General features: G+C 71.7%; 10 protein-coding genes. 5 read left to right on the top strand and 5 right to left on the bottom strand.

Annotation, left to right across the window (positions count from 1 at the left end):
- Positions 1–36 precede the first annotated feature (36 nt).
- Together AW273_RS34525 and AW273_RS34520 are read left to right on the top strand one after the other, a co-directional pair.
- Positions 37–858, top strand: coding sequence for a helix-turn-helix domain-containing protein (locus AW273_RS34525; protein WP_062357697.1), 822 nt, complete (start codon positions 37–39; stop codon positions 856–858).
- A gap of 65 nt (positions 859–923) precedes the next feature.
- Positions 924–1,520 carry a dihydrofolate reductase family protein gene (locus AW273_RS34520; RefSeq protein WP_062357694.1) on the top strand — a complete coding sequence of 199 codons (597 nt, stop codon included), beginning with the start codon at positions 924–926 and terminating at the stop codon, positions 1,518–1,520.
- Here the strand turns inward: AW273_RS34520 and AW273_RS34515 are convergent.
- Genes AW273_RS34515 through AW273_RS34495 form a run of 5 tightly spaced genes read right to left on the bottom strand, consistent with a single transcriptional unit; the run spans position 1,510 to position 7,237 of the window.
- Complete coding sequence (locus tag AW273_RS34515; protein WP_062357692.1) at positions 1,510–2,352, bottom strand: carbohydrate ABC transporter permease; 843 nt, start codon at positions 2,350–2,352, stop codon at positions 1,510–1,512. The genes AW273_RS34520 and AW273_RS34515 overlap by 11 nt on opposite strands.
- Entirely contained in the window at positions 2,342–3,247 is a 906-nt protein-coding gene (locus AW273_RS34510; RefSeq protein WP_062357690.1) for a carbohydrate ABC transporter permease, read from the bottom strand. The genes AW273_RS34515 and AW273_RS34510 overlap by 11 nt, the downstream gene beginning before the upstream one ends.
- Before the next feature lies 1 nt (position 3,248).
- The gene (locus AW273_RS34505; RefSeq protein ID WP_062357688.1) at positions 3,249–4,532 is read right to left on the bottom strand and encodes an ABC transporter substrate-binding protein; all 1,284 of its coding nucleotides are present in this window, start codon (positions 4,530–4,532) and stop codon (positions 3,249–3,251) included.
- A 37-nt stretch (positions 4,533–4,569) separates the two neighbouring features.
- Positions 4,570–6,210, bottom strand: coding sequence for an FAD-dependent oxidoreductase (locus AW273_RS34500; protein WP_232327738.1), 1,641 nt, complete (start codon positions 6,208–6,210; stop codon positions 4,570–4,572).
- A gap of 7 nt (positions 6,211–6,217) precedes the next feature.
- Complete coding sequence (locus AW273_RS34495) at positions 6,218–7,237, bottom strand: LacI family DNA-binding transcriptional regulator (protein WP_198168514.1); 1,020 nt, start codon at positions 7,235–7,237, stop codon at positions 6,218–6,220.
- Positions 7,238–7,469: 232 nt separating this feature from the next.
- Here AW273_RS34495 and AW273_RS34490 point away from each other — a divergent pair, with 232 nt between their 5' ends.
- The 3 genes from AW273_RS34490 to AW273_RS34480 form a co-directional block, all read left to right on the top strand.
- Positions 7,470–8,462, top strand: coding sequence for a glycoside hydrolase family protein (locus AW273_RS34490; RefSeq protein WP_062357685.1), 993 nt, complete (start codon positions 7,470–7,472; stop codon positions 8,460–8,462).
- 130 nt (positions 8,463–8,592) lie between these two features.
- Entirely contained in the window at positions 8,593–11,562 is a 2,970-nt protein-coding gene (locus AW273_RS34485) for an AfsR/SARP family transcriptional regulator (protein ID WP_062357683.1), read from the top strand.
- 102 nt (positions 11,563–11,664) lie between these two features.
- On the top strand, positions 11,665–12,461 hold a 797-nt coding region (locus AW273_RS34480; protein WP_198168513.1), incomplete at its 3' end, for a hypothetical protein.

Genomic DNA, 12,461 nt, shown 5'->3' with positions numbered 1-12,461 from the left:
GGCGGCGATACTGCAGGCGTGGAGTATGTGTCCAGAGTGCCGCGACCCCCGCTGGACGGGCTGATCGACGACCTCTACTACCTGGAGGGCGCGTCGCCGTACGCCCGGCTGACGCTGCCGCCGGGGCCGTCGGCGTTGCTCGTCGTCAACCTCGGGGCGCCGTTCCGCATCCGCGCCGGCACCGACGTCGAGACGGCCGACTACGCCGACGGCTGCGTGGTCACCATGCCCACCCGCGCGTGGGAGTTCGGCTACCCGCTCCAGACCCGGTCCGTCGGCGTGCACTTCAAGCCGTGGGGGCTGGCGCCGTTCCTGCGGATGCCCGCGGCCGAGTTGTGTGACCGGCCCGTGACGGTGGAGCAGCTCTGGGGCCGGCCCGCCATCGCCGAGCTGCGAGACCGGCTGGCCACGGCGGACCGGCCGCACGAGATGCTGACGCTGCTGGAGCGGGAGCTGACGCGGCGGTTGTGCGAGACCGCCGGCCTGGGGCTGGTCCGCCATACGAGCGGCGTCATCGCGGCGGCCGGCGGGGCGGTGGCGATCGGCGGCCTGAGCGAGGCGGCCGGTGTCAGCGGCACTCATCTGGCACGGCGGTTCAAGGAGCTCATCGGCGTCACGCCGAAGCGGCTGGCCCGCACCTACCGCTTCGCCGCCACCGTGTTCGCGATCGACCCCGCAGGACCGGTCGACTGGGGCGACCTCGCCGGTGGCGCGGGCTACTTCGACCAGGCCCACTTCGGCCACGAGTTCCGGGCGTTCACCGGGCTCACGCCGACCCGGTACGTCGAGGTCCGGCGGCGGTTCCTGCGCGAACACCCCGGCCACGCGCTGGACGGCTGGCCGCTGCCGGCCGATTGATTTCTTACAAGAGCGACAGCCCACGACACGCTAACTTGGGGCACCCCAAAGCAGAGGAGCGCCCCGTGGGCAAGGTGGTCATGTACGGCTCGGTGTCGGTGGACGGCTTCGTCGCGGACGAGAACGACCAGCCCGGACCGCTGTTCGACTGGTTGTCCGGCGGCGACGTCCCGTTGGACGAGAGCGGCGGGCTGACGGTGTCGCGGACGTCCTACGACTACACCCGGCCGTACTGGGACCAGATCGCGGTCACGATCGTCGGCCGCCGCGTCTTCGACATGACGGACGGCTGGGACGGGAAGCCTCCGGGCGGCATCGACCACGTGGTCGTCGTGTCGCACCGGCCGGCGCCCGAGGGCTGGGACCCCGAGGCGCCGTTCCACTTCGTCGACGGCGTCGAGGCGGCCATGGCCAAGGCGCAGGAGCTCGCGGGTGACCGCGTGGTCGAGGTCGCCGCCGGGGACGTCGGCGGCCAGGTGCTCGCCGCGGGCCTGGTCGACGAGGTGCGCATGGACGTCGTGCCCGTCGTGTTCGGGTCCGGCAGGCGCTACTTCGGGCCGGTCCACGCGCAGCACCTGCTGGAGGATCCTGACGCGGTGATCCAGGGCGACCGGGTGCTGCACCTGCGCTATCGGGTGCGCCGCCGCCCGGTCAGCCCTTGACGCCGGTGTGGGCGAGGCCCTCGATGAACTGCCGTTGCGCGAGCACGAACACCACCAGCACCGGCAGGGCGGTCATCGAGGCGGCGGCGAGCTGGACGTTCCACATCGGGCCGCCGTAGGCGTCGACGAACTGGGTCAGCGCCTGGGGGAGGGTGAACTTCTCCGGTGAGGAGAGGTAGACGATGGGTTCGAGGTAGAGGTTCCAGCTGTGCAGGAAGGTGAAGATCGCCACCGCGCCGAGCGCGGGGCGGGCCAGGGGGAGCGCGACCCGGTAGAAGGTGCCGAACCTGCCGAGCCCGTCCATCCGGGCGGCCTCCTCCAGTTCGCCGGGCAGGCTGATGAAGAACTGCCGCATGATGAAGGTGGCCAGCACGCTGGGCGCGCCGAGGATCGGCACCACGATCAGCGGCCAGTGGGTGTCGGTCAGCCCGAGCCCGTGGAACATCTGGAAGAGCGGGACGATCGTGACCTCACTCGGGATGAGCAGCCCGAGCAGCACGACGACGAACAGGACGTTCTGGCCGGGGAAACGGATGCGCGCGAAGGCGTATCCCGCCATGGCGGCCACGGCCATCGTGCCGGCGGTGACGACCAGGGCGATGTAGAGGCTGTTGACGTACTGGCCAGCGAAGGGCTGCAGCTCGAAGACCTGCGCGTAGGCGGAGAAGGTCCAGTCCGCGGGCAGCAGCCTCGGCGGGAGGGCGAAGATCTCGGCGACCGGTTTGAGGGACGAGGTGATCATCCACCAGGTCGGGAAGACGAACGGCACGCACATCAGGCACAGCAGGCCGTACAGCAGGGTCTTCACCCGGACCGGAATGTCACGTCTCATGGAAGACCCACCTTCTGCGCATCCGCCACTGCACGAGCGTGAGCACGGCCACGATCACGAACAGCAGGACCGACAGCGTCGCGCCGTACCCGAAGTGATGGAACTGGAACGCCTGCTGGTACAGGTAGTAGACGAGGACGGTGGTCGAGACGCCGGGACCTCCCTGCGTGAGCACCGCGATCTGCGCGAACACCTGCAGCGACCCCACCACGGTGATGATCGAGGTGAGCAGGATGGTCGGGCTGATCAGGGGGACGGTGATGCGCAGGAAGCGGGTCCGCGCCCCGGCGCCGTCCAGTTCGGCGGCCTCGTAGAGCTGGGCCGGCACCCCTTGCAGGGCGGCCAGGAACAACACCATGTTGAGGCCGACGTTCTTGAGGACCTGGACGACGATCACCGAGAGCATCGCCGTGCCCTCGCCGCGCAACCAGTTGGGCCCCTCGGCCCCGGCGGCCGCGAGCAGGCCGTTGAGGCCGCCGTCGTCCTGCAGCAGGAACCGCCACACGATCGTCCAGGCGACCAGTGAGACCACAACGGGGGAGAAGAACACCGTGCGGAAGAAGGTGGTCCCGCGCAGCCGCTGGTTGAGCAGGACCGCCAGAAGCAGGGCCAGGGCGAGGTTGAGCACGACCAGGCCGACGGAGAACAGAGCGCTCGCCCCCAGCACCTGGGGCAGGTTGGCGTCGGCGAGCAGCCGGTCGTAGTTCTCCCCGCCGACGAACTCGAAGGTCCCGGCCAGCACGTTCCATTCGTGCAGGCTGTACCAGCCGACGAGCCCGAGCGGCAGGAGCACGAACAGCACGCTGCCCACGAGTTGCGGGGTGATGAGCAGGTAGCCGACCAGGTTGTCGCGGCGGCGCACCGTCCAGAAGGACCTGGGGTGTGACGTGGTCACGTCAGGTGCCCAGCATCGGCGCGACCTTGGCGCAGACGCCGCCCAGCACGGCCTTGACGTCGGCGCCGGGCTGCCAGAGCGGGTCGAGAGCGGCCCGGACGGTCTGCGACAGCTCCGCCTGACCGGTGTGGTTGGGCTTGACGACGCCCTTCTCGATGCCGCTGATCACGACCTTCTGCAACTGGTCGGGCTTGAGCAGCGGGTTGCTCTTGGCCAGGGTGTCGGCGGTGAGCTGGGAGGCCCGAGGCGGCGGGAAGTAGGCGGCGAGCTTGGCCGAGTTGGCGGGGTTGGTGAAGAACGCGAGGAAGTCGGTGGCCGCCGCGGCGTTGGGGGAGTTCTTGAAGACGCCCAGGCCCGCCTGGCCGATCACCGAGTATTCGCCCTTGGGCCCGGCGGGCAGCGGGACGAGGTCCCAGCCGAACGTCGCCTCCTGGAGGAGCGAGGCGCGGGAGATCTGGGTGATGGTCATCGCCGCGTCGCCCGCGAAGAAGTCGGCCGTGGTGCCGGGGCCGGGGAAGGCCTTGTCGGTGAAGATCGACTTGTGCAGGAACGTCATGGCCTCGACCATCTCGGGGCTGTCGAACCCGCAGGTCCTGCCGTCCTCGCTCCAGGCCTGGGCGCCCCACCCGCCCCACACGGTGGCGAGGTTGTCCCAGCCCTTGTAGTCGAAGTCGCGCACGACCATGCCGGCCTTGCCGGTCTCGGCCACGACGGCGGTGTTCTGGGCGGCGACCTTCTCCCACGTCCAGGCGCCGTCCTCGATCATCTCGGCGGGGGACTGCTGGCCCGCCTCCTTGAGCAGGTCGGTGTTGACGAACACCCCGAACGGCGAGGTGGAGAACGGGTAGGCGTACAGCTTGCCCTCGGCCTGCCAGAGCTTGACGGCCGAGGGGGTGAGGTCGTCGAACCCGTAGCCCGGGGCCTTGCGCAGCGTGTCGTCGAGCGGCGCCAGGGCGCCGGAGGAGACGAAGTCCGGCGCCGAGCTCTCCAGGATCCAGGCCAGGTCGGGGGCGTTGCCGCCGGCGATCTGGGTGGTCAGGGTGGTGGTGTAGCTCTCGAACGGGATGGGGTCGAACGTGATCTCGCCGACGCCGGGATGGGTCTTCCGGTATTCGGCGGCGATCTCGTCGAACAACTTCAGGTGGGCCTCGTTGGACGTCCAGATCGTCATGCGCAGCGGTTTCGGGCCCTGCGCGGCGGGGGCGTCCCCGCCTGCCGTGCCGCAGGCCGTCAGGGTGAGCAGCGCGGCCAGCGCGAGGGCCGCGGGCTTGACGAATGGTTTCACGGTCGATCTCCTTGCTGGAATCCCCCGGCGGTCATGGTCAGTAGCCGGCCACCTGCGGCCAGCGCAGTTCGACGCCGTCGCGGGTGAGCCGCCGCTGGAACTCGGTGAGCAGGCCCTCGTCCGCGCGCACGGCGTGCGGAGTGGTGGCGTTGTCCAGGCAGAAGGCGGCGAGGGCGCCCGCGGCCTCGCCGACGTTCCACTCCACCGGGTGCAGCCGGTAGGCCCCGTTGGTGATGTGGGTGGTGCCGATGTTCTTGGACGCGGGCAGCAGGTTGGTCATCCGCTGCGGCACGAGCGCGCCGAGGGGGATCTCGAACGGCGAACTCGCCACGTCGATGTAGTTGTCGCCCCCGGTGGAGGGGTGCAGGTCGATGCGGTACATGCCCACGCCGACGGAGTCGGGGTAGCTCACCGCGCCCTTGTCGCCGCGCACCGCGAGCGACAGGTCCTGCTCCGCCACGGTGTACAGGGCGCGGACGCGGCGCGACTCGCGGATGTAGGGGGCCTGGGCCAGCCCGTCGTCCCCGCCGCCGGTGACGTCGCCGCGCAGGCGCAAGCCGGGGAAGCCGGTCCCGCCGTCGGCGCGCGGCGCCTCGGTCTGCATCCAATAGAGCACCGAGCGGGACAGCTCCCGGGCGGCGGCCACGTGCGCGGCGGCGTCCGGTACGTCGATGACCGGCCCCTCCAGGTAGTCGATCATCGGCCAGTTGACCAGGGTGATGTCGCTGTCGTAGGCGCCGTCGGCGAAGTTGCGCCGCGCGGCGATTCTGCGGAACGTCCACAGGTTCGCGTCGCCGGGGCTGAGCCGCTGGTCGGCCTCCACCAGCAGCGGGTCGTCGTCCGGGTTGGGGGTGAAGGAGCGTTCGACGATCTCCAGGGTCCTGGGGTGCGGGCAGCGCCAGGAGAGCAGCCGGTCGCCCCAGAAATCGGGCTGGTAGCTCCTCCAGAACTCGTATGCGGCGGGTTTGTCGATGGTGTGGTCGCCCTCGACGTGGTCGATCGCGAAGCACACCGAGACCGCCTGCATGTTCATCGGCTGGGCTTCGGCCGGCGCGCTCGGTTCGCCGGTGTCGCCCTGCGACTCGAACCCCGTCACGTATTCGGTGCCGGTCAGCGGCAGCAGCTCGCCCGTCTCGGTGGCGTCCAGCACGTAGGGCGCGAGGGCCGTGACCTCCCCGCCCCCGCCGCGGTGCGCCAGGCGCACGGCCCGCACCCGGTCGCCGTCGACCTCCGCGCCGACCGGGCGGTACGGCTGCAGCACACGCAGCCGCCCCGAACCCCGATAGGGGGCGAGCATGGCCCCGATCACCGCGACCGCCACACGCGGCTCGTGGCACAGGCGGCTCACATGCCCCGCGCCCGGGTTGAGCTCCCGCCAGGCCCGCGAGCGCGCGGTCAGCGGGTAGTGGTCGCGGTAGTAGCCGCGGATGCCTTCGCGCAACGCCCGGTAGGAGGCCGTGACGCCGAACCGCTCCACCCACGAGTGCTCGTCCGGCGGCACGGCCTGGCTGGTGAGCTGCCCGCCGAGCCAGTCGTACTCCTCGGTCAGGATCACGGTGCGGCCGGCCCGCAACAGCGCCAGGGCGGCGGCCACGCCGCCCAGCCCTCCGCCGACGACCACCGCGTCCGCCGAAATCTCCACCACGTCGGGGGTCTCCTCCATCGTCGTCGTTCTCACTGTCCGATCAGCTCCGGGCCGGTGCGAGGGTGGATCCCTCGACCAGCTCGCAGGGCAGCAGTTCCTGCGGGGTCGCCTCTCCGCCCATCAGAAGCTCGACGGCCCTGCGGCCCATCTCCTGGCGGGGGATGCGGAACCCGGTGAGGTCGACGTCGACGTGGACGGGCCTGGTCGGCGCGCCCAGCGCGAGGATCGACAGGTCGCCGGGGATCGAGACACCCCGCTCGGCCGCGGCGTGCACGATCGCCACGGCGTCGGCCGGCTCCTCGACGAAGGCCGCGGTCACCCGTGCGGCCGACAACTCCCGCAGCAGGTCGTCGGGGGTCCTGCCGGTCACCCGCACGTGCGCTCCCTCGGCCCCCACCGCGGCGACCGCCTCGCGGAAGCCGCGCATGCGGTCGGCCGGCGACTCGGCGCCCGCCCCGGCGCCGACGTAGGCCAGCCTCCGGTGGCCGAGCGCCGCGGCCCGGTCGACCAGGGCGCGCACCGCGGGCGGGTAGTCGGCGCCCACGTAGGGCACGGGGGCGCCCGCGTCGTCACGCCGGCCGATGGAGATGAAGGGGATGCGCTCGGTCAGCAACCGGGTCAGGTCGTCGCGGTCGACGGTGCGCCCGAGGAGCACGCAGGCGTCGGCCAGCCGCACCCGGCTGTCCTCGTTGAAGATCCGGCGGCGCTCGCCTGCGGCCCCGGCGCTGGTGAAGAGCAGCAGGTCGCAGCCCATCTCCTCGGCGCACTCCTCGATGCCGAGCAGGAAGGGGTGGTAGAAGTCGGCGCTCGCGGTCGGGAAGACCGCCTCGTAGGTGAAGACGCCCAGGATCCGGTTGCGCCGTTCGGCGAGCCGCCGGGCGACCGGATCGGCGACGTATCCGGTCTCCCTGATCACCCTCATCACCCGCTCGCGCGTCTCGGGGGCGATGCGCACTTCGGCGTCGGTGCGGTTGTTGAGGACGAGCGACACCGTCGTCTGGCTCACCCCCGCCATGCGGGCGATGTCCTGCTGGGTGAGCCGACGGCCGGGGGAGGTCACGATCCGTAGTGTCCTGTCTGGTGGTAATGCGCATTAGCTGCGTTGGGACGTCATCCTGCGATCAGCCGGCGGATCCTGTCAAGAGGCTCGAAAAAAGGATCAAGGAACGAAAATTCGCCGATGATAATTCGCATTAGCACCTTGACGGACGCGCCCGGCTGACCGAACCTCGGCGATCAGAGAGATTTCCTCACCATCACTCACGGTGAAAGTTGTCGCGAAGGGACAGTCAATGCCTGAACCCCTCTTAGACCGCCGCGGACTCCTCCGCGCGGCGGTCGGCGCCGGCGTGGCCGGCGGTCTCGGGCTCGCCCTCCCCGGGCCTGCCGCGGCCGCGTCCGGACCGGCCGGGTTCCCCACCTACCGGTACATCGGCACGCCGTTCAACAAAACGAGTCTGCGCTACAACCCGACGAACGAGCTGATCTTCCCCTGCATCCGGGGCATGTACGACAAGATCGCGAACCCGCTGGGACGCTACCACCTCTACTACGCCCCGCACGACGCCCCCGGCGGCATCTGCCTGGCCTACGGCGACTCCCTCGGCGGCCCGTTCACCGAGTACCCGAACAACCCGATCATCTCCAGCACCTGGTCACCGCACTACTCGGTCAGCCACGTCTCCTCGCCGCACATCATCTGGAACGCCGCCAACCGGCAGTTCTACCTGTACTTCCACGGCGAGAACACCACCACCCGAATGGCCTGGTCGACCGACGGCGTGCACTTCACCTACCACGGCAGGGTGCTGCACACCGGGGTCATCCCCGGCGCGACGGAAACCTCCTACGCCCGGGTCTTCGAGCACGCCGTCCCCGGGCTCGGCAACAAATACGTCATGGTCTTCATGGGCGTCACCGCCGGCTCCCGCAAGATCTTCTGGGGCTGGTCGTCCAACGGCAAGGACTGGCGGTTCGACCCGACCCCGCTGGTCTCACCCGGACCGGACGGCCAGCGCGACATCTCCGGGCCCGCGCTGCTCAAGCGCGACGGCACCGCCTACGTCGTCTACCACGGCGACAGCGGGAACATGTTCCTCACCGAGGTGGGCAACGCCTTCGACCGTGAGATCCACCTGGGCGTCTTCCACCGGCCCCTGACCGGCGCTCCCGACAACGGCCGCAGCGCCGCGGCCTCCTTCGGCACCGACGGCGGCGTGCAGTACATGTTCTACGAGGCCGGCCCACGCACCGGGGCGACGATCGCCGTCGCCCGCGCCGTATAGGAACACATTCCCCCGCGCCGGTTCGGCCGGTGAGCGCTCCTGCGGGCAGCCGGCGCGGAAGGCCCGGCGTATTCGCTGGTCAGCGGCGGATATATACAACATCTATACCGAATGGCCGATAATCGGCGGCGTGGAGTTTCGGCTGCTCGGACCCATCGAAGTCATCGCCGCAAGCGGGCCGGTCCCGCTGGGCGGGACCAAACCACGGACGTTGCTCGCGGCGTTGCTGCTGGAGAACGGCCACGTCGTGCCGACCGCCCGGCTCATCGACGTGATCTGGCCCGACGACCCGCCCGACACCGCCAAGGCGGCCATCCAGACCTACGTCAAAACGCTCAGACAGGCCCTCGCCCGGCACGGCGCCGCCGACGTCATCCTCACCCGCGCCCCCGGCTACCTGGCCCAGGTCCCCGAGGACGCCCTCGACACGGCCCGCTGCCACGCCCTGGTCACCCGCGCCCGCGCGGCGGCCACCCCGCAGGATGGCGCCGACCTGCTCGACGCCGCCCTCGCGTTGTGGCGGGGACCGGCCCTGGCGGGACTGGAGGCCACCCGGCTCGCGGGGGAGGCGGTCCGGCTGGAGGAGCTGCGGCTGACCGCCACCGAGGAGCGGATGGCCGCCGGGCTCGCCCTCGGCCACCACGGCCGCCTGGTCTCCGAGCTGGCCGCCCTCGTCGGCCGCCACCCCGCCAACGAACGCCTGCGCGGCCAGTACATGACCGCCCTCTACCGCCTCGGCCGCCAGTCGGACGCCCTGGCCACCTTCCGCGAGGGCCGCCAGGTGCTCGTGGACGAACTCGGCCTCGACCCCGGCCCCGAGCTCGCCGCGCTCTACCACGCGATCCTGCGCGGCGACCCCCTGCTCCAGGGGCCGCCGTCCGGCCACGGCCCGAGGGTGGCCGCGCCCGCGCAGCTCCCGCCGCCGCCCGCCGACTTCACCGGGCGGCTCGCCGAGACCACCGCGCTCACCGGGGCGCTGGTGACCGGCACCGTACAGGTGGTCGCCGGGCGGGGCGGCAGCGGCAAGTCCGCGCTGGCCGCCCACGTCGCCCACCGGATCGCGGCGGCGTTCCCCGACGGCCAGCTCCACGCCGAGCTGCGCGGGATGAGCGAGACGCCCGCCGAACCCGGCGAGGTGCTGGGACTGTTCCTGAAGGCGCTGGGCGCCGACCCGGTTCCCGCCGGCACGACCGAACGGGCCGAGCTCTACCGGCGGCTGCTCACCGGGCGGCGGGTGCTGGTGCTGCTCGACGACGCCGCCGACGAACGGCAGGTCCGGCCGCTGCTGCCGGGCGGCGGTTGCGGAGTGCTGATCACGTCGCGGAACCGGCTCGGCGGGCTCAGCGGCGTGAGCCGTGCCGACCTGGACGTCCTGGACGCCGACGAGGCGCTGGAACTGCTCGAACGCATCGTCGGGGCCGAGCGGGTCAGGGCCGAGGAGCCGGTGGCGCGCGAGATCGCCGAACTGTGCGGACGGCTGCCGCTGGCGCTGCGCATCGCCGGGGCCCGGCTGGCCACCCGGCAGCGCTGGCCGCTTCGGCTGCTCGCGGGCCGCCTCGCCGACGAGCGCCGCCGCCTCGACGAGCTGGCCATCGCCGACCTGGAGGTCCGCGCCGGGTTCGAGCTGAGCTACCGCGCCCTCGACCCGGGCGCGCGGCGGGCCCTGCGCCGCCTCGGTCACCTGGGCGCGACCGAGTTCGCGGCCTGGATCGTCGCCTGGCTGACCGGCGAGCCCGCCGCCGAGGCCGAGGACACCGTCGAACGGCTCGTCGACGCCCAGCTCGTCGACTTCGCCCGGGTCGACGACCTCGGCACGCCGCGCTACCGCGTGCACGACCTGGTCCGCATCTACGGCCGCGAACGCGCCGAGGCCGAGGAGCCCGCCAAGGACCTCGCGGCGGCGGTCGGCCGGGTGCTCGGCGGCTGGCTCGCGCTCGCCGACCAGGTGAGCGCCGACGCCCCCTCCGACGAGATCGGCCGCCCCGATCCCGTCACGACGGGCGCGGAGGTCTCGCCCGACCTGGCCGCGCAGGTGCTCGCCGCACCCCACGACTGGTTCGACTTCGAGCAGCCCGCCCTCGTCGTCGGGCTCGAACGCGCGGCGGCGCTCGGCCTGCACGAACTCGTCTGCCGGTTCGCCTCCGCGCGCCTGGGCCCGTCGTTCCTGGGCGTCAACCGCTTCGCCTCCCGCGAGCGCATCACCCAGGCCGCCCTGGCCGCCGCCCGGCGTGCCGGCGACCCCCACGGCGTGGCGACCATGCTGGCCGAACTGGGCCGCCTCCGGTATGACCAGGACCGCTTCGCCGAGGGACGGCAGGTGCTCGATGAGGCGCTCAGCGCCTTCCGCGACCTCGGCGACGCCCGTGGGCAGGCGGTCGCGCTGGCCGCGCTCGGCGTGATCTGCCGCGAGACCGGCCGCCTCGCCGAGGCGCTGCACTTCCTCGACGGCGCGACCGCGCTGCTGGGCGACGACCCCGCCGTCCACTATCCGCAGCGGGTGGCCGCCTCGGTCCGGCTGGAACGCGGCGACTTCCCGGAGGCGTGGGCCGGGCTGGAGAGCTGCCTGCGCGGCTACCGCGCCGCCGGCAGCCGCCGGGGCGAAGGGCTGACCTTACGCACGATGAGCCTCTACCACCGCGCCACGGGCGCCTACGACCAGGCCGTCGAGGCGGCCGAGGCCGCGCGCGAGATCTTCACGCGGCTCGGCGACCCGCTGATGGAGGCGTACTCGATCCGGGCCCGCGCCAAGGCCGAGATCCGGCTCGGCCGGATCGGCGTCGCGTTGCCCGCCCTGGAGGAGGGGCTGTCGCTCTGCCAGGCAATGGGGGACCGGTGGGGGCTCGGCGTCACCCTGCGCACCCTCGGGGAACTGCACCTCGCGAGCGGTCAGCTCGACGACGCCGACGCCTGCCTGACCGCCTCGCTCCAGCTCTGGGAGGAGCTCGACGTGCTGCTGTGGCGGGCCCGCACCGAACGCGACCTCGCCCGCCTCCACGAGGCCAGGGGCGACCGCGAGGCCGCCGGACTCGCCCTCGACCGGGCGCTGAAGACCTTCCGCGACCAGGGCGCCCGCGAGTACGGCGAGCTGAAGAGGCGCTGAAAGAAGCGCTGAAACCGGCCCTCCGCGGAGTTTCACCGATCTTTCAGAGCACACGCGGAACCTTTCGGGTGTCAGCAGAAAACACCTGGAAGGACAGCAGAAATGCTCTCTCGCCTTGTCTCCGGTTCTCTCGGCGTCCTCTTCGCGACCACGGTGGGCCTCGCCGGTCTGACGACCGCGGCCACGCCCGCCTCGGCCGACTCCGCACCCGGCGGCGAGATCACCCGGTCGGAGGTGCTCGCCCGCGCCCAGAACTGGGTCAGCCGCCCGGTCAAGTACAACCTGACCCGCGCCTCCGGCACCCTCTACACCGACGTCGAGGGCGACAACCGGTACGGCCCCGACTGCTCCGGCCTGGTCTCCATGGCATGGCACATCACCGCCAACTCCGGCAAGGGCGGCAACAGCACCGACGACTTCGAGGTCTGGAGCCAGACCGAGTTCCTGCCGAGCCTGCACGACCTCAAGCCCGGCGACGCCATCCTCAAGAACGGCCACATGGAGCTGTTCGCCCGCTGGAAGAACCCCGCCAACCACACGCAGGGCGCCTGGACCTACTCGCTCAACGGCACCGGCGACCCCGACGGCAACGGCTGGCAGGAGGACTGGGCCAAGGGCCCCATCGCCAACTGGCGCGGCCAGGTGGGCGACGAGAGCTGGTCGAGCATGCAGAACTTCCGCCCGATCCGGTACAAGAAGATCGTCGACGATCCGGTCGAGACCCCCCGCCCGCTGGTCGACTCCCAGGGCACCCGGCTCACCGACTTCGACGGGGACGGGAAACCCGACATCCTCGGGCTGGGCGCGAGCGGCGACGACCTGTGGCTGATCCCGAACACCAGCTCCCCGGGCAGCCCGTCACGCGGTCAGAGCATTCAGATCTCCTCCGGCTGGCGGAG

Origin of the sequence: Herbidospora yilanensis (assembly GCF_001570565.1) — a bacterium.
GTDB classification, from domain to species: Bacteria; Actinomycetota; Actinomycetes; order Streptosporangiales; family Streptosporangiaceae; genus Herbidospora; species Herbidospora yilanensis.
Note: the sequence above shows the minus strand (reverse complement) of the source record. Positions and strands in the feature narration are given on the sequence as shown.

Excerpts from the sequence above, each read along its gene's own strand:
- AW273_RS34515 (WP_062357692.1), bottom strand. The coding sequence starts at position 2,352 with ATGAGACGTGACATTCCGGTCCGGGTGAAGACCCTGCTGTACGGCCTG.
- AW273_RS34490 (WP_062357685.1), top strand. The coding sequence starts at position 7,470 with ATGCCTGAACCCCTCTTAGACCGCCGCGGACTCCTCCGCGCGGCGGTC.